The sequence below is a fragment of the Streptomyces sp. Inha503 genome (genome assembly GCF_047215865.1).
In the GTDB taxonomy this organism is placed as follows: Bacteria; Actinomycetota; Actinomycetes; order Streptomycetales; family Streptomycetaceae; genus Streptomyces; species Streptomyces lycopersici.
The window spans coordinates 2,296,326-2,314,033 of sequence record NZ_CP178360.1; the positions used below are offsets into that span (position 1 = coordinate 2,296,326).

The 17,708-nt window shown below is 71.8% G+C and carries 14 protein-coding genes; 6 read left to right on the plus strand and 8 right to left on the minus strand.

Going from position 1 to position 17,708, the window contains the following annotated elements; genetic code table 11:
- Nucleotides 1-41 precede the first annotated feature (41 nt).
- On the plus strand, nt 42-1,199 hold the full coding sequence (locus ACJX2R_RS09480) for a sensor histidine kinase (RefSeq protein ID WP_413099671.1): 1,158 nt from the start codon (nt 42-44) through the stop codon (nt 1,197-1,199).
- Complete coding sequence (locus tag ACJX2R_RS09485; protein WP_413099672.1) at nt 1,196-1,873, plus strand: response regulator; 678 nt, start codon at nt 1,196-1,198, stop codon at nt 1,871-1,873. Before ACJX2R_RS09480 ends, ACJX2R_RS09485 begins: the two co-directional genes overlap by 4 nt.
- Before the next feature lie 40 nt (nt 1,874-1,913).
- Here ACJX2R_RS09485 and ACJX2R_RS09490 read toward each other — a convergent pair whose 3' ends face one another.
- The 3 genes from ACJX2R_RS09490 to ACJX2R_RS09500 all read right to left on the minus strand — a co-directional run bounded on the left by ACJX2R_RS09490 (nt 1,914) and on the right by ACJX2R_RS09500 (nt 4,992).
- On the minus strand, nt 1,914-2,411 hold the full coding sequence (locus tag ACJX2R_RS09490) for a MarR family winged helix-turn-helix transcriptional regulator (RefSeq protein WP_413099673.1): 498 nt from the start codon (nt 2,409-2,411) through the stop codon (nt 1,914-1,916).
- A complete protein-coding gene (locus ACJX2R_RS09495) occupies nt 2,411-3,853 on the minus strand; it encodes an MFS transporter (RefSeq protein WP_413099674.1) in 1,443 nt (480 codons plus the stop codon). The genes ACJX2R_RS09490 and ACJX2R_RS09495 overlap by 1 nt, the downstream gene beginning before the upstream one ends.
- A gap of 140 nt (nt 3,854-3,993) precedes the next feature.
- On the minus strand, nt 3,994-4,992 hold the full coding sequence (locus ACJX2R_RS09500; protein ID WP_413099675.1) for a LacI family DNA-binding transcriptional regulator: 999 nt from the start codon (nt 4,990-4,992) through the stop codon (nt 3,994-3,996).
- Between the two features lie 244 nt (nt 4,993-5,236).
- Between ACJX2R_RS09500 and ACJX2R_RS09505 the strand changes: the two genes are divergently transcribed.
- From ACJX2R_RS09505 to ACJX2R_RS09520, 4 genes are all read left to right on the plus strand, one after another.
- A complete protein-coding gene (locus ACJX2R_RS09505; protein ID WP_413099676.1) occupies nt 5,237-8,257 on the plus strand; it encodes an alpha-L-fucosidase in 3,021 nt (1,006 codons plus the stop codon).
- Nucleotides 8,258-8,279: 22 nt separating this feature from the next.
- A complete protein-coding gene (locus tag ACJX2R_RS09510) occupies nt 8,280-9,734 on the plus strand; it encodes a glycoside hydrolase family 28 protein (protein WP_413099677.1) in 1,455 nt (484 codons plus the stop codon).
- A 157-nt stretch (nt 9,735-9,891) separates the two neighbouring features.
- Nucleotides 9,892-11,541 carry an alpha/beta hydrolase gene (locus ACJX2R_RS09515; RefSeq protein ID WP_413099678.1) on the plus strand — a complete coding sequence of 550 codons (1,650 nt, stop codon included), beginning with the start codon at nt 9,892-9,894 and terminating at the stop codon, nt 11,539-11,541.
- Nucleotides 11,542-11,795: 254 nt separating this feature from the next.
- The gene (locus tag ACJX2R_RS09520; RefSeq protein ID WP_413099679.1) at nt 11,796-13,208 is read left to right on the plus strand and encodes a hypothetical protein; all 1,413 of its coding nucleotides are present in this window, start codon (nt 11,796-11,798) and stop codon (nt 13,206-13,208) included.
- 45 nt (nt 13,209-13,253) lie between these two features.
- Here ACJX2R_RS09520 and ACJX2R_RS09525 read toward each other — a convergent pair whose 3' ends face one another.
- From ACJX2R_RS09525 to ACJX2R_RS09545, 5 genes are all read right to left on the minus strand, one after another.
- Complete coding sequence (locus ACJX2R_RS09525; protein WP_413099680.1) at nt 13,254-14,078, minus strand: putative hydro-lyase; 825 nt, start codon at nt 14,076-14,078, stop codon at nt 13,254-13,256.
- Nucleotides 14,075-15,409 carry an MFS transporter gene (locus ACJX2R_RS09530; protein ID WP_413099681.1) on the minus strand — a complete coding sequence of 445 codons (1,335 nt, stop codon included), beginning with the start codon at nt 15,407-15,409 and terminating at the stop codon, nt 14,075-14,077. Before ACJX2R_RS09530 ends, ACJX2R_RS09525 begins: the two co-directional genes overlap by 4 nt.
- 147 nt (nt 15,410-15,556) lie before the next feature.
- Complete coding sequence (locus ACJX2R_RS09535; protein ID WP_413099682.1) at nt 15,557-16,009, minus strand: VOC family protein; 453 nt, start codon at nt 16,007-16,009, stop codon at nt 15,557-15,559.
- A gap of 50 nt (nt 16,010-16,059) precedes the next feature.
- Nucleotides 16,060-16,998 carry a biotin-dependent carboxyltransferase family protein gene (locus ACJX2R_RS09540; RefSeq protein ID WP_413099683.1) on the minus strand — a complete coding sequence of 313 codons (939 nt, stop codon included), beginning with the start codon at nt 16,996-16,998 and terminating at the stop codon, nt 16,060-16,062.
- Nucleotides 16,995-17,648, minus strand: coding sequence for a 5-oxoprolinase subunit B family protein (locus ACJX2R_RS09545; RefSeq protein WP_413099684.1), 654 nt, complete (start codon nt 17,646-17,648; stop codon nt 16,995-16,997). The genes ACJX2R_RS09540 and ACJX2R_RS09545 overlap by 4 nt, the downstream gene beginning before the upstream one ends.
- Nucleotides 17,649-17,708 lie beyond the last annotated feature (60 nt).

The following is a 17,708-nucleotide window of genomic DNA, read 5'->3' on the forward strand; positions in this document are numbered from 1 at the left end:
GTGCCGCGGCCGAGCGGTCCTGGGGCCGCTATCCTGCGTCCGTGCTGCGTACGGTGTCATGGCTGATGAGGGCCGGCGCGTACGCGTTCATCGGTCTGCACACCTTCACGGGCCCTCCGGCCGGGCCCGGGGCGGTGACCCTGGCCGTCGTCACGTACGCGCTGGGCGGCTTGGCGCTGCTGCTGTGGGAGCTCACCCACGCCCTCGGCGACGAGGCCGCGAAGCGCGCGCCGCGGATGCGGATGCGGATCCTGCTCGGCGTCGCCGCCGCCCTCTCCGGCTACGCCAGCGCCTTCCCGCACGCCGGAGCGCTCATCGGCCTCTCGCTGATGGCCGTCATGCACCTGGGCACCGAGCTGAGCCTCCCGGTGGGCTGGGCCGTGGCGGGCTGCACGGTGGTGGCCCTGGAGACCGGGGTCCCGGTCGCCGGGGCGAGCCGCGGGTTCGCACTGGGCTATCCGATGCTGGTGGCGCTGGTCCTGGTCGCGAGCCACAACCGGCGCGCCTACCGGATACGCGCCGAGCAATCGGCCGCCATGCTCGCCCAGAGCGAACTGCTCCGCGCGGAGCAGCGCCGGGTGGCCGTACTGGACGAACGCACCCGGATCGCCCGTGAGATCCATGACGTACTGGCCCATTCGCTGGGCGCCCTGAGCATCCAGATCCAGGCCGCCGGCGCCCTGTTGACGGATCACCGGGACATCGACCGGGCGGTCACCGTGCTCGACGGGGCGAGGCGGCTGACCGCCGACGGGCTCGCGGAGACCCGCCGCGCGGTACACGCCCTGCGCTCCGACCTCGCGCCACTCGACGAGGAACTGGGCACGATGGCGGACACCCACCGGCAGCGGCACGGCGTTCCGGTACGGCTCAGGGTCGAGGGCGAGCCCTCCCCGCTCCCGGCGGACCAGGCCCTCCCCCTCTTCCGTACCGCGCAGGAAGCCCTGACCAACGCCGCCAAACACGCCCCCGCCCAGCCGGTGGAGGTCACCCTGACCTATGAGGACGAACACGTGACACTCACCGTCGACAACCCGCTCGGCGCGCCCCCATCCCCTCGGCAACCACCCGCGCTAGCCACCGTCGACGGCGGCTACGGCCTCACCGGGATGCGGGAGCGCCTCCTGCTGCTGGGCGGGACACTCGACGCGGGCGTACGGGACGGACAGTGGCGCGTCCGGGCCGAGGTGCCACGATGAGCGCCCAGGACACCCGGCCGCTGCGGATCGTGGTCGCCGACGACCAGGCCAGCGTCCGGGAGGGGCTGGTCCTCATGCTCGACCTGCTGCCGGACATCGACGTCGTCGGCTCCGCGGCCAACGGACAACAGGCGCTCGACCAGGTCGCCGAGCACCACCCGGACGCGATCCTGCTCGACCTGCACATGCCCGTGCTCAACGGCACCGAGGCCACCCGCCGGCTCACCGCCGAGCACCCCGGGGTCGCCGTCGTCGTCCTGACCACCTACGCCGACGACACCTCCGTCCTGGAGACGCTCCGGGCCGGGGCCCGTGCCTACCTCACCAAGGACGCGGACCGGCTGCACATCGCCCGTACCCTGCACAGCGCCGTCGCGGGGCTCTCCGTCCTCGACCCCAGGGTCCAGGCCACCCTGCTCGCCGCGGCGAGCGCTCCCACCGCCCCTCCCCCAGAGCCCGACGCCGCCGACCGGCCGCTCCCGGACGGCCTCACCCGTCGTGAGGCGGAGATCCTCACGCTGATGGCACGCGGGATGACCAACGCGGAGATCGCCGCCGCCCTCTTCCTGAGCGGCAACACCGTGAAGACCCACATCAACCGGGTCTTCACCAAGACCGCCTCCCGCGACCGCGTCGCGGCCATCCGCTACGCCCGCGACCACGGCCTGGACTGACACCGCCTGGACTGACACAAGGCCGCCAAATGCCATCGCCTCATCGCAGAAGCTTGGCCACCACGCGGTCGAGCGCCTGGATGTCCTCGAGCGGCAGGTCGAGCAGGGCGTCGGGCGGGGTGGTGAGGATCGCGATGGCGCGGGCGGCCAACTCCTGGCCGTCCTTGGTGAGATGGACCAGCTTGGACCGGCGGTCGGCCGGGTTGGTGATGCGTTCGGCGAGGCCGCGCCGTACGAGGTCGTCGACGATGACGGAGGTGTAGGGCGGGTCGGCGCCCAGCCGCTCGGCCAGTTCGCGAAGGGTGATCGGACCGGCGGCGAGCCGGCGCAACGCCCTGACGCGGCTGAAGCTCATGCCCAGGCTCTCCGCGACCGCCTTACGGCGGTTGTAGCGCTCCATCAGGAGCGTGTTCAGCCCCTGCCAGGCTCGGGCCGCCGTCCTGACGGTCTCGTCGTCCCGCTCGTCCCGTCCGTCCCTCTCGCCCCCCTCCTCCCGCTCGTCCGCCTCGTGCGGCTCGTTGTCATGTGGGCGCTCCATCAGACGTTCACTGTCTCCTTGGTCTCCTCGGCGGCGAGCCGCTTCGCCGTGCGCTGGGCCGTTGCCCGGGCCCAGCGGCCGGAAGTGAGCGTACCCATGACCAGCACCGCGGCGCCGCAGCCCGCGATGATCCACCATGCCGTGCGTGCCGCGTCCGTGAAGGCCGCCGCGTCCGTATGCGCTCCCCCGGCCATCAGAGCACCCATGACGGCCACGCCGAGGGACTGGCCGGTCTGCCGGCTGGTGGAGGCCACCGCGGCCGCGACACCGGCCTGCGAACGGGGCATCCCCGAGACGGCCGTGTTGGTGATGGGCGCGTTGACCAGCCCGAAGCCGGTGCCGAAGAGCAGATACGCGACGACCAGCAGGGGCACCGGAAGGTGCTCGGAGTAGGTGAGCGCCTGGAGCACGGCGCTCGCGCACAACGCCGCCCCGGCGAGCAGCAGCGGAGTACGCGGCCCCCGCGAGGCCACCATGCGACCTGATACGGGTGCGGTCAGCAGGGCCATGACCGCCATGGGCAGCATGAACAACCCCGCGTGCAGCGGATCGAGCCGCCGAACATCCTGGAGGTACAGAGAGCTGACGAACAGGAAACCGCCCAGACCGGCGAACGCGGCAACCGCGATCACGGTGGCGCCCGAGAACGGCACGGAACGGAAGAACCGCGGGTCGATGAGCGGGTCGGCGCGCCTCGGTTCGTACCACAGGAACCCCAGCAGCGCGCACAGCGCCGCGGCCGCACACCCGATGACCACCGGAGAGGTCCAGCCCAGGTTCGGCGACTCGATGATCGCGTACGTCAGCGCGACGAGCAGCACGATGACGAGCGCCTGCCCGACCGGGTCCACTCGGCGAGCCCGCGGCGCCCGGGATTCCGGCACATACCTGCGGGTCAGGAAGAGCGCGGCAAGGCCGATGGGTACGTTGAGCCAGAAGATCGCCCGCCAACCCGCCGACTCCACCAGCGCACCCCCGATGATCGGCCCGGCGGCCATGCTGATGCCCACGACACCACTCCACACACCGATGGCGCGGGCGCGTTCCCGGGGGTCGGTGAAGGTGTTGCTGATGATCGACATGGCGACGGGGTTCAGCATCGATCCCCCGACCGCCTGAAGCATCCGCGCGACGACCAGCCAGCCGAGCCCGGGAGCCAGGCTGCACAGCAGCGAGGCCGCGGTGAAGATCACCAGCCCGGTCTGAAAGGTGCGGCGACGGCCCACCCGGTCGGCGGTCGAGCCGGAGAGCATCAACAGGCTCGCCAGCACCAGCGTGTACGCGTCGACCGTCCATTGCAGCCCGGACACCGATGTGTGCAGGTCGCGCTGGATGGAGGGCAGGGCGACGTTCAGGATCGTGTTGTCGAGACTGACGATCAGCAGGCTCATGCAGCAGATGGCCAGCACGAGCCATCGTCGCCGAGGAGCGAGATCGGACATGAAGGGGCCTCCATTTAATTGTGTTTACATAATCATTATACAGACACAACTAAATGGGCCCACCACGCCATCGGCTGCGGCCACATCACGCCACCCTGCGGCGGCCACGTCAGGATGACTCGCGCACGGCGCCGGCCACATCAGGACGACTCGCGTACCACCAGGCGTGGCACGATCACCGTCTCCCCCGTCCCGGCGCCGGTCATCTGCGCGGCGACCTGCCGCACCGCGGCCCGGCCGAGGAGTTCCTTGTCGACCGTCAGGGTGGTCAGCGGCGGGTCCACGAGCCGGCTCAGCGTCAGCCCGTCGCACCCGACGAACGCGCAGTCCTGCGGCACCCGCATTCCGCGGTCGCGGGCGCGGCGCATGGCGCCGATGGCGATCAGGTCGTTGTACCCGAGCACCGCCGTCGCCCCGAAGCCGCCGGCCAGTACGTCGTCCATGGCCGCCGCCCCGCCCTCGAGGGAGTTGGCCGCCGGGAACACCCACTCCTCATCGGCGGGCAGCCCGAGTTCGGCGGCGGCGCCGAGGAACAGCGAGTGGCGGGTGCCGTGGCCACCGGCGTCCGGGCGGCCGCGGTCGTCGAGCATCGCGATCCGCCGGTGGCCGCGCTCGACGAGGTGGCCGACCGCGTGCCGCATACCGGTGGCGAAGTCGATCCGCCCCCCGCTCACGCCCGGCGGCCGGTGCTCGTTGTCGAGCAGGACGAAGGGCATACCGGAGCGGTGGATGAGCTCGATGGCGCCGGGGTCGAGCAGGAAGGCGACACACGCGTCCACATGGTCCACCACGGTCCGCGCCACCGCGGTCTCGCGCTCCAGGGCGGACCCGGTGCTGTAGACGGCGACCTGCCAGCCGCACTCGTCGGCCGCCGCCAGCACACCGGAAACCACCTCGGGGAAGAAGGGGTTGAGCACATCCGCGATGACCAGGCCCAGCGTGGTGAGGTGCGGGCCGACCATGCCACGGGCGAACCGGCTGGGCCGGTACCCCATCGACTCGGCCACCCGCAGCACCCGCTGCCGCGTGGCGGGGTCGATCTCCGGTTTGTCGTTGACCGCGCGGGAGACCGTCTGCCGGGACACCCCGGCCGAGCGCGCCACATCCTCGATGGTGATACGGCGCGGCCTGGCGCTCATGGGCACGGGCCCCACCCCTCTCCCCACCCTCGAACGCGGTAGGACCTGGTACGACGTGGCACTCGGGGCCGCTCACGGGGGTGATCCCCGAACCGCTCCTCCTCGATAATCACCGCGGCGACGACGGGCGTCAACGGAACCCCACAGCCGAACACCCCAACCTCGCACACATATTGACACGGCGGCCGGGTGGGCCGGACAGTGCTCCGTGAACGCTCACGGGAACGTTCACGGAGGACAGGACATGCCCACGCCGAGGATCCCGCTCCGCCCCATCCACATCCCCGCGGCCCGCGCCGCCGATGCCGCCCACACCGAACGCGCCGCCGGTGCCGCCCGCACCGCACGCGCCGCACGCGCCACCCGCTCCCGGTGGCGCGCGCTGTGCGCGGCGGTCGTACTCGCCCTGGCCATCGGCCTACTGGCCACCCCCGCCCAGGCCGAGGTCCAGCACCCCCGGCAGGAGTGGCTGCGCCAGTCCACCGCCGGACTCTTCCTGCACTGGGGCATGTTCACCTATCCCCAGCACCGCGACTGCGCCACCTGGGAGCGCGATGTCACCGAGGGCGGCTGGAGTGCCGACACCTGGGTGGACGAGGCGCGCAAGCTCGGCGCCTCGTACATCGTGCTCGCGACCTTCCACAGCAGGCTGGGCTACGCCCGCCCCTGGCCCTCGAAGATCCCCGGCAGCTGTGCCACCGAGCGCGATCTGCTCGGCGAGCTCGTGGCCGCGGCCAAGGCCAAGGGCGTGCGCGTCATCCTCTACATGACCGACGACCCGCAGTGGCACAACGAGTCGGGCACCGAAACGCTGGATTCGGCCGCCTACTCGAAGTACAAGGGCCAGCGGGTGGACCTGACCACGCGCCGCGGCTTCGGCATGTACAGCTACGACCTGTTCCTCGAGGTCATGGACAAGTACCCGGATCTGTCGGGGTTCTGGATCGACAACGACAACGAGTACTGGGAGGAGAACGGTCTCTACGAGAAGATCCGCGAACGCCGGCCGGACTGGCTGCTGAGCAACAACAACGAAGACACGCCGATCATGGACACGGTCAGCAATGAGCAGAAGACCGGCATGACCCCGGCGTACGACTACCCCGCCGCCGTGACCGTTCCCATGCCCCGGCTGACCGAGGCCGACTACAAGCTGCCGACCACCGGCGACTGGTGGTACGACGGCGGTGACCACGAGGTCGACGCCCGGCTCAGCACCGGCCGTTACATCACCAACGCGGGCTCCTCCATCAAGTCGCTCATGGCCGAGACACCCATGGTGAACGGCGAACTCCCGCCGCAGCAGGAGGAGTTCAACGACTTCATGGGCAAGTGGGTCGAGCCCATCCGGGAGTCGGTGTACGGCGTCGAGGGCGGCGGCTACATGTACGGCGGTATGCAGCCCGGCTTCTGGAACGACGGCGCCCACGGCGTGGTCACCGTGGGCCGGGGCGAGAACGGCGACCGCACCCAGTATGTGCACGTGGTCACCCGGCCCCGCACCGACATGGTGCGGCTGGGCGACAACGGCTACACCGTGCGCCGGGTCACCGATCTGCGCACCGGCGAGGCGATGCGCTTCAGCCAGTCCGGTGGCCATCTGTCGATCCTCGGGATCCAGGACTGGGATCCGTACGACACCGTCTTCAAGGTCGAGACCGATGGCCGACGGCCCGTCTACCCGCAGTCGGGGGTCGGCGCCACCGCCACGTCCGCGCGCACCGGCCACCCGGCGGCCGACCTCGCCGACGGCGACTACGAGACCTACTGGGACAGCGACGGCGAGCTGCCCGTCTCCGTCACCCTCGACCTCGGCACGCGCAAGCACGCCACGGCGCTGGCGGTGAACCAGCGCGAGTGGTCCCCGACGCACGCCCGGTCGTCCTTCGGCCGCCCCGAGGACTCGGCGCGCATCAAGGACTACCGTGTCTACGCCAGCGGCGACGGCAAGCGCTGGACCCAGGTGCGCTCGGGCACACTGCCCAGTGCGCGCGGGGTGCGCACCATCGACATCGGCGACCGGACCGCCCGCTATCTGAAGCTGGAGGTGCGCAGCCTGTGGGGCGGCCCGCAGGCGCCGGAGTTCTACGACCAGCTGCGCATCGACGAGATCCAGGTGGCGTACGGCCGCTCGAAGACCACCCGGACCGCGCTGCCGCTGGAGGCCGAGGCGCGGGAGAACCGGCCGTCGGGCGCGGCCCACTCCGTGGCCTGCGGCGCCTGCTCGGGCGGCCGCCGCGTCGACGGCCTCGGCGGCGGGCCGCGGAACTCCGTGACGTACCGCGATGTGCGCGCGCCCGAACAGGGCGACTACCGGCTCCAGTTGGACCACACCGCCGCGGCCGGCTCCTCCCTGTCGGTGAGTGTCAACGGCGCGGCACCGGTCGAGGTGCCCGTGCCCGCGGACAGCCCCGAGGTGCCGGGGAGCACGGCGGTGTCCGTACCGCTCAAGGCCGGTGCCAATACGGTGAAGGTGTTCAGCACCGCCCGCCGTGGCCCCGGTCTGGACCGGATCGCGGTGGCCCCGCTGCCCCCGGACTCGTACGCCCCCAAGACCACGCTCACCGTCAAACCCCACGGCCTGCAATGGGTCGGCCCCGGGCAGCGGTCCCTCACCGTCACGGCGACGCTCCGGCTGGACGACGACGAGCAGCTCGACAACGTCAGCCTCGCGCCCCGGCTGCCGGCCGGCTGGACCGCGGACGGCGGGCCGGTGACGGCCCGGTCGCTGCGGCTCGGTCAGACGGTACGCGGCACATGGACCGTCACCTCCCCGCCCGGCCAGGACGCCGGGTCGGCCGACATCCCCGTCACGGCGGACTACGCGCTGCTCGGCCGGCAGAAGTCCGTCTCGGACCAGGTCCGGGTGCGGCCACTGCCCGAGGGCCGGATATGGGCCCGTGAGGCGGAGGACTCGGCCAACCAGTTCGGCAGCACGGGCATCACCGGCTGCGGCCCCTGCTCCGGGGCCGAGAAGGTGCGCAACATCGGCGGCAGCGAGCAGGCGGCCATGGTGTTCCCCGATGTGGTCGTCCCCGACGGCGGGGAGCACACGCTGCACCTCGACTACACGGTCAACGGCACCCGCTCGTTCCAGGTGAGTGTCAACGGCGGCCCACCGGCCAAGGTGACGGTGACCGACACCGGGAACACCACGCCGCGTACGACCACTCTCCCCGTCACCCTGAAGCCCGGCGCCAACACCATCAGGATCTCCAACGACACCGAGGCCGCACCCGACCTGGACCGGATCTCCGTCGGCTAGGGCGTTGCCAAGGAGGCAGGCCATGCACCCGAGACCTTCCCGCCGCGCGGCGCTGCGCACCGGCGGTCTGCTGGCGGCGGGCACGCTGCTCCCGGAGCAGGCGTACGCGGCCGCCCCGAACACGGGCCCGGCCACCCCGAACATGGGCGCGGCCGCCGCCTACACCGGGGCGTGGCGGGCGGTGCCGGGGATCCTGGCCCGGATCAGGCCGCCCGCCTTCCCCCGGCGTACGTTCAGGGTCACCGACTACGGCGCGGTCGGCGACGGGCGGACGATGAACACCGTGGCGTTCCGGGCCGCCATCGCCGCCTGCCACCGCGCCGGGGGCGGCCATGTCGTCGTCCCCGAGGGCCGCTTCCTCACCGGCGCGATCCATCTGCGCAGCCGGGTGGACCTGCATGTCACCGCGGGCGCCACCATCGCCTTCAGCCCCGATCCGCGCGACTTCCTGCCGGTGGTGCTCACCCGCTGGGAGGGCACCGAGGCTTACAACTACTCGCCCTTCATCTACGCGTACGGCGAGCGGGACGTGGCGGTCACCGGCCGCGGCACGCTCGACGGGCAGGCGCGGCTCGGGCCGTGGGAGAGCTGGTACCGCGACGGCGGACCGCAGGGGGCCGACCAGAAGCTGCTGCGCGAGATGGGCTCCACGGGGGTGCCGGTGGCGCGGCGCGTCTTCGGCGACGGCCACCATCTGCGGCCGAAGATGGTGCAGTTCTACCGCTGCCGCAACGTCCTGGTCAGCGGTCTGACCATCGTCGATCCGCCGATGTGGACCGTCCATCCGGTGCTGTCGAGCAACGTCACCGTGCGCGATGTCACCGTGGACAGCACGCTGTACAACACCGACGGGTGCGACCCCGAGTGCTGCTCCGATGTGCTCATCACCGGCTGCCGGTTCAACACCAACGACGACTGCGTGGCCGTCAAGTCCGGCCGGGACGAGGACGGCCACCGGGTGGGCGTGCCGAGCAGCAACATCGTGGTGCGCGACTGCCGGTTCTCCGGCCGGTGGGGCGGGATGACGGTCGGCAGCGAGATGTCCGGCGGGGTGCGTGATGTGTTCGCCGAGGACTGCGAGATCAACCCGCCGGACTTCCCCGGCCGTTACCCCGTCAAGTACGCGCTGTACGTCAAGGCGAACAAGAAGCGCGGCGGCTCCATCGACGGTGTGCACATCCGCAACTTCACCGGGCGGGGCGTGGAGCGTGACATCGCCTTCGTGACCATGGACTACAACGGTGGCGAGAACGGGACACTGCCGGTGTCGGTGCGGAACGTCCATCTGGACCGGATGGCGATCGACGGCGCCCAGACCGTGCTGCGGCTGATCGGCCTGGAGACCGACCATCTGCGCGGAGTACACCTCTCCCGCTCCACGTTCACCGGCATCCGCGACCCCGACAGCGTCGCCCACACCGACGACCTGACCTTCCGGCGGGTGTTCGTCAACGGCCAGGAGGTGCCGCAACCCTGAGCTGTGCGCGGGCCGCCCGTACAACCAGAGGACCACTCACCGCCGTCTCATCCCTCCCAAGAGGGAGGGGAGTTGGGGACGCACGGGCGATGTTCCCCGGCGCACATCACCTGAATGATCGTTCCCGTCCCGATACGCGACCGGAAGGAACGATTTCGTGCGTAGACGAGGTCTCGCGCCGCTGTTGGCCGTCGGTGTCACGGCAACGCTGGCTCCCGCGCTCGCCACCTCCACGGCCAGTGCCGCCCAGACCGGTACCGCACAGACCGGCACCGCCCAGGCCGCCGCCCCGGCGTCCGCCACCGCGAGCGCCCTGGACCCGTACGTCAAGCAGAAGCCGAAGTGGCAGCGGTGCGAGGCCGACAAACCGGCGGAGTACCAGTGCGCGACGATCAAGGTGCCGCTGGACTACCGGGCTCCCGGCGGCAAGCGGATCGACATGGCCATATCCCGGATCAAGACCACCACACCGGACAAGCGGCACGGCGTCCTGCTCGCCAACCCCGGTGGCCCCGGCGGGCCGGGGCTCGACATGCCGCTTCAGATGAAGGACATGCTGCCCGAGTCCGCGCGGCAGAGTTACGACCTCATCGGCTTCGACCCGCGCGGGGTGGGCCGGTCCACGCCCGTCACCTGCGGCTTGACGTCGGAGGAGGAGAACTGGCTGCGGCCGTACAAGGAGGCGACGTTCGACAAGGACGTCGCCTGGGCGCGGGATGTCGCGCGCAAGTGCCGTGAGAAGTCGGGCGCCACGCTGAAGCACATCACCACGCGCAACACGGCCCGTGACATGGATCTGCTCCGGGCGATCCTCGGCGAGAAGAAGCTCTCGTACTTCGGCTACTCGTACGGGACATACCTCGGCGCCGTCTACACCCAGCTGTTCCCGAGCCGGGCCGACCGGGTCGTGGTGGACAGCGCGGTGGATCCGGCGCGGGCCTGGCGGAAGATGATCCAGTGGTGGGCGGAGGGTGCCGAGCCCGCGTTCGACCGGTGGACCGAGTGGGCCGCCGCGCGTTCGGCGAAGTACGGCCTCGGCGACACCCCGAAGAAGGTCGACCGGACGTTCTGGGACCTGGTCCAGCGGGCGAACGAGAAGCCCATCGAGATGGACGGGGAGAAGTACACCGGCGATGACGTCCGGAGCATGATGCGCGGCGCGGTCTTCAGCGTGCGGGAGGGCACCGAACTGGTCGTGGAGCTGAAGAAGGCCGCGGCCGGCCGGCCCGCCTCCGGGAAGGAGCTCCCGGATCCGGCCGGAACGCCACGCCTGGCCGCCGGCTCCGCCGATGTGCCGAGCGACAACATGACCGCGAGCTTCTGGGCCGTGGTGTGCAACGACAACTCGGCCGCCTGGTCCCGCGACCCCGAGAGCTATCGGCGGGACGCCATCGAGGACAAGGGCCGCTACCCGCTCTACGGCGACTTCGCGTCCAGCATCAAGCCCTGCGCCTTCTGGGACAGGTCGGTCGAGCGGGCCACCGTCGTGAACAACAAGGTCGGCTCGCTGGTGGTGCAGAACGAGTGGGACTCCCAGACCCCGCTGCCCAGCGGTCAGGCCCTGCACGCCGATCTGAAGGGCTCGAGGATGCTGACGGTCCTCGGCGGCGAGGGCCACGGCGTCTACCCGAGCGGCAACGCGTGCACGGACGGCACGGTGGCGGACTACCTGACCACCGGCAAGCTGCCGACGAAGGACGTGACCTGCGAGGCGACGGGCGACTCGAACGGCGGCGCCCAGGAGGACCGGAAGCCGGACGTCCGCCCCGGGGCCCCGCTTCCGCAGCGCTCCCCGGACCGCTTCTGATTCTGACGGCCGGCGCCTGACGTACAGAGGGCGGGGCGGAACCTCCGACTGGTTCCGTCCCGTCCGCGCCGACTGTTCGCATACGAGGAGCCGTGCACGTTAAGAACAGAACTCCCTGCTCAATGGTGTCGGCGGAACAGGTGTCCTTAACATCGCAACGCCTGGCGCGAGGGAGCGCCACTGAGGTCAGGAGCGTTGCTGTGCACAGCTCGAGTCGGAACGTACCTTCCTCCCTTCCACGAAGCCTGACGCGTATGCGGCGTACCGTGGCGTCGGCCGTCGGCATCGCGGGCATCGTCGCGGGGACGCTGGGCAATGCCGGTCCGGTCCAGGCGGCCCAGCCGCGCCCCGCACCGGTCGCGTGCCCGGCGAGCGTGGGCGACAAGGCCACGTGTTACACCGGCAAGGACGGCAACGGCGCGTACTACGCGATCGCCATTCCGAAGAAGTGGAACGGTTCGCTGATCGTCCACTCCCACGGCGGTCCCGACCTCGGCGACGGATCCGATCCCGAGCGGAGCGTGGGCGACCTGGACCGCTGGTCGGTGATGGTCTCCGAGGGCTATGCCTGGGCGGGCTCCTCCTACCGGCGAGGCGGCTACGGAACGCGCATGGCCGCCGCCGACACCGAGAATCTGCGCCGCCTGTTCGTGGCGGACTTCGGCAAGCCCGAGCGGACGTACGTACACGGCCAGTCCTGGGGCGGAAACGTCGCCGCCAAGGTCGTGGAGACGTACGGGAGGAAGAACGGCCCCTACGACGGCGCCCTCCTCACCAGCGGTGTCCTGGGCGGCGGCTCCCGGGGCTACGACTACCGCGTCGACCTGCGCGTGGTCTACCAGTACTACTGCCGCAACCTGCCACGCCCCAGCGAGCCCCAGTACCCGCTGTGGCAGGGGCTGCGTCCCGGGTCGACCCTGACGACGGCCGGGCTGCGCGCCCGCCTTCAGGAGTGCACCGGCTACGCCTCCGCCCCCGAGGAGCGCACCGCACTCCAGCAGCGCAACCTCGACGACATCCTCGCCGTCACACGTCTTCCGGAGCGGACCCTGGAGTCCCATCTGCGGTTCTCGGTGTTCACCTTCCGCGACATCGTGCACAACCGGCTCGGCGACCGCAATCCGTTCAGCAACCAGGGCGTGTGGTACTCCGGTTCACACGACGACAAGGCGCTGAACGCGGGCGTCGAGCGCTTCGCCGCCGCCCCCGACGCCCGGCGTGACCTCTCCTACGACAGCGACCTCACCGGGCGCGTGTCCATCCCGGTGCTGACGATGCACGCCATCGACGACCCGACGGCATTCGTCGAGCACGAGTCGGCGTACCGGGAGACGGTCGAGGGCGCGCACCGCGGGAAGAACGTCGTGCAGACCTTCACCGAGGAGAGCGAACACAGCGAGCTGAGCAACGCGGAGTACGCCAACTCCATCGCCGCGCTGGACTCCTGGGTGCGCACGGGAAACAAACCCACACCGCGGTCCATCGCATCCGCGTGCGCCACCTTCGACCGCGTCTACGGCACCGGGTGCTTCTACGACCCCGCCTTCCGTCCCCAGCCCTACGCCTCCCATGTCCGGCCCCGGCCGGGCGGACTGACCTGGCCGGCCATGACGTCCGCCCAGGAGCGGGCCTGGAGCCGGATCGACGGTGTGGGCATCGCTCCCTGAAGCACCCGCCGCCGGACCGCGGATGCCGTTCACCCCGGTGGCCGTTCACCCCAGTGCCGGGCCCGCCTCGACGGTGTGGTCGAAGATGAACATATGGCCCGGGTAGTGGGTGATGGTGTACGGGGCCCGGGTGGCGGGGAGCGCCAGTTGGGGTGTCACCCCGCAGGCCCAGAACACCGGGACGTCGCCGTCCTCGACGACCGGGGAGGGGCCGAAGTCCGGCCGGGCCAGGTCGGTGATGCCGAGCGCGGCCGGGTCGCCGATGTGCACCGGCGCCCCGTGCCCGGCCGGATAGCGGGCGGTGACCTCGACGGCGCGCGCCACCAGGCGAGCCGGTATCGCGCGCATGCTGACCACCAGCGGTCCGGACAGCCGCCCGGCGGGGCGGGTGGCCACGTCGGTGACGTAGACAGGCGGCGCCGCGGACTCCGGGGCGTACCGGACCGGGACGCCCGCGGCGCGCAGCGGGCCCTCGAAGGTGTGGCTGCAACCGAGGAGGAAGCCGACCGCGTCCGGACGCCAGTGGGCGGTGATGTCGGGTGGTTCGGCGGCGAGTTCGCCGTCGTGCCAGACCCGGTAGCGCGGCAGGTCCGTCCGCAGGTCGGCGACGGTCGTGCCGAGCCGCACCACCGGGTCGCCCGGCTCGGTGACGGCGAGGACGGGGCAGGGCGCGGGGTTGCGGGTGCAGTACAGCAGGAAGTCGAAGGCCAGGTCGCGCGGGACGATCACGAGGTTGGCCTGCTGGTATCCGTCCAGCAGACCGGCCGTGGGCCCGGTCCACCGGCCGTCCGCCACCAGGCGCCGCAGCGCCGCCGGGGTGGCGGGGACGTCCTCGGGAAGGCCATCTCCCGAAGGGGCGGGGGCCGTCACGCCAGTTCCCGGTGGCTGGACTCGGTGACGGTGCGCAGCGTCAGCAGGGCGACCACCACGGTCGCCATCAGCAGGAAGCCCGGGGCGAGCAGACTGCCGGTGGCCGAGATCAGCCAGGTGGACAGATAGGGGCTGAGCCCGCCGCCGACGATGGTGCCGATGTTGAAGCTGAAGGAGAGCCCGGTGTACCGCACCCGGGTCGGGAACAGCTCGGCGTACGTCGGGTACGTGACGGACTGGACGACCGGCATCGGCAGGGCCAGCACCACCATGGCCGCGACGGCGAGCGGGAAGCTGCCAAGACCCATGACCAGCATCGCGGGGACGACCAGCACCGCGTACCCCGCGAACCCGACGGTGATGAGCCGCTTGCGTCCCCACCGGTCGGACAGCGCCCCGCACACCGGCATCAGGGCGGCCACGAACAGGCTGATCCCGCCCATGATCCAGAAGGTGGAGTCCTTGGGGTAGCCGAGGTCGGTGGTCAGGTAGATGTTCATGAAGATCAGGCCGACCCAGTAGCCGCAGTTGGAGCCGATGGCCAGCAGGGTCACCTTCAGCACCGGGCCGCGGTGGTGGGTGAACACCTCGGTCAGCGGCGCCTTGGCGGTGGCCCGCTCCGACTTCGCCGCGAGGAAGCTCTCGGAGTCCGCGAGCCGGTTGCGGGCGATCAGGGCGACGGCGACCAGGGGCAGCGAGAGCAGGAACGGTATGCGCCACCCCCAGGCGTCGAGCTGGCGCTCGCTCAGCGCGGTCGTGGTGACGCCCGCGACCAGCGCCGCGGCCCCGCCGCCGAGGGCCACCCCGACCGGGGTGAAGGACCCGAAGAAGCCACGCCGCCCGGCCGGGGCCGACTCGGCGAGATAGGTGGCCGAACCGGTCACCTCACCGCCCGCGAAGAACCCCTGCGCGAGCCGCACCACCAGCAGGGCGACGGGCGCGGCCACGCCGACGGCATCGGCCGTGGGCAGCAGCCCGACGGCCGCGGTGGCGCCGCCCATCCCGGTCACGGTGAGGATCAGTACGGGCTTGCGGCCCACGCGGTCCCCGAGCCGCCCGAGCACGATGCCGCCCAGCGGCCGCATCAGGAACGCGCTGCCGAACACCGCGAGCGTGGCCAGCAGGGCGGCGGTGGGGTCGTCCCCGGGAAAGAAGTGCGGGCCGATGACCACGGCCAGATAGCTGTAGACGCCGAACTCGTAGTACTCGATGGCGGTGCCGGCGGCCGCCGCCAGCGCCGCCCGGCGCGGGCCGCCGCGCGCCGCGGTGGCCACGGCGGCCGCGTCCCCGGTGTCTCCGGGTGCCGTTGAGGCCGTTGATACGCTCGTCATGGGTTCCTCCGGGTCTGACGTGTCCTTTGGCCGGGATGTGCTGTCAGTGCCGCCGGTACGGCGACGGGGGCCCGTACGACGGTCATCCGCGGGACCAGTCCTCCCGCTGATGGCCGTCGTCCCGCCGGGCCGGGCGCCGCACCGTGGTCAGACGGCGAAGAGCTGTCCGAGGTCGGCGAACGCCTTGAACTCCAGCGCGTTGCCCGCCGGGTCGAGGAAGAACATCGTCCACTGCTCACCGGGCTCGCCCTGGAAACGGACGTACGGCTCGATCACGAACTCCGTGCCCGCCGCGGTGAGGCGCTCGGCCAGCTTCTGGAACTCCGGCACCGGCAGCACCAGGCCGAAGTGCGGCACCGGCACCTGGTGGCCGTCGACCGGGTTGGTCCCGGCGATGCCGTCGCGCGGCGCCCCGGACGGCCCGTCGCCGACCTGGTGGGTGACGACCTGGTGGCCACCGAAGTTCCAGTCGATCCACTTGGTGTCCGAGCGGCCCTCGGCGAAGCCGAGCACCTTGCCGTAGAACTCCCGGGCGGCCTCGATGTCGTCCACCGGGATGGCCAGGTGGAAGGGGACGAGGGAGTCGGGCTGAGCGGTCATATGCGTATCTCCTCGAGGTGTTTCCGCGGGTTGCGGGTTCAGTTGCGGTTTCAGTGGACGGGGGCGAGCCGGAGCTCGTCCCCGGGGAGGGTCTGGCCGACGAGATCGATGTCGGCGTCGGTGACCACCCCGATGACCGGATAGCCGCCGGTGACCGGGTGGTCGGCGAGGAAAACGATCGGCTCGCCCGAAGGCGGCACCTGGATGGCGCCGCGTACCGTCCCCTCGCTGGGCAGGTCGACCGAGCCGATGGCCAGTGGCGGTCCGGTCAGCCGCGCCCCCACCCGGTCGCACTGGGCGGAGACCCGCCAGGGCGTGGTGGTGAGCCGGTGCCGGTCCGCGGCGCCGAACAGCTCGTGCCGCGGGCCCCAGCGGAACCGCACGGTGACCGGACCGCCGTGCGGGACGACGCTGAACGCCAGCTCCAGCGGGATCGCCGGGACCGGGCGCACCGGGCCCAGTCCGTACTCCGCCCCGGCGCGCACCTGGTCGGGGCCGAGCCCGGTGAGGGAGTCGCGCGAGGCCGACCCCAGCACCCGCTCCGCCTCGATCCCGCCGGAGACGGCGAGGTAGGTGCGGCAGCCCGCCCAGGGGCGGCCGATGGCGAGCACCGATCCGGCACGGAGCCGGAGCCGCGGCGCGCCGTCGACCGGCACCCCGTCGACCGTCAGCGGCGCCGGGGCTCCGGTGACCGCCACATGGCGGGTGGTGGAGAGGGTGATCGTGAGGCCGCCGAGGGTGACCTCCAGGGCCGGGGTGTCCTCCGGGTTTCCGGCCAGCCTGTTGGCCAGCCGGAAGCTGCGCCGGTCGGCCGGACCGGAGGCGGGCACGCCCAGATGGGCCATCCCCGGACGGCCCAGGTCCTGCACGCTGGCCGCCGGTCCCGCCCGGACGACCGTCAGCACGGCGGGCTCCGGGCCGCTGCCGGGTTCGGGTGGCCGGTGCCGGGGGCGGACCCGGCGGCCCGGGGCGGCGGAGGTGACCGTCATGGCGTCACCGCCTCGAAGACGACCCGGTCGCCGACCGCGAGCCGGTTCGGCGGTTCGGCGGTCACGTCCCACAGCCGGGTGGTGGTGACGCCGATCTGGTGCCAGCCGCCGGGAGTTCCACCGGGGTAGACCACCGTCTGGTTCCCGGCGATGGCCACCACCCCGGCGGCCACCCTCGGCCGCGGGCTGTCCAGCCGGGGCAGCCGCAGGCTCTCCGGTACGCCGTCCAGATACGCGAAGCCGGGCGCGAAGCCGAAGAAGCCGACCCGGTACTCCCCCGCGCGGTGCCGCCGCGCGACCTCCTCCGGGGCCAGGCCGAGGCGTTCGGCGACCTCGGGCAGGTCCGGGCCGTCGTACCGGACAGGGATCACGATCCGCCTGCCGGACGGCGGTCCGGTGCGGTGGGCGCCGGGCCCGTCGAGCACGGTGCGCAGCGCGGCGGCGAGTTTGCCCATCCCGGCGGCGGTCTCCGCCACCACCAGCACGGTCGTGGCGGCGGGCACGACCTCCCGCAGCCCCGACGCCCAGGGCTGGGCGCGGATCGAGGTGGCGACCTCGGCGGGGTGCCGGTCCGCGCACTCGATCAGCCAGCCCCGGTCACCGGCCCTCCGCAGAATCGTTTTGCCTGACGCCGCCCTCACAGATCTCACGTCCACAGGGGGCACGTTCTCCTGGGGCACGTTCTCCTGGGGCACGCCCACAGGCGGCAT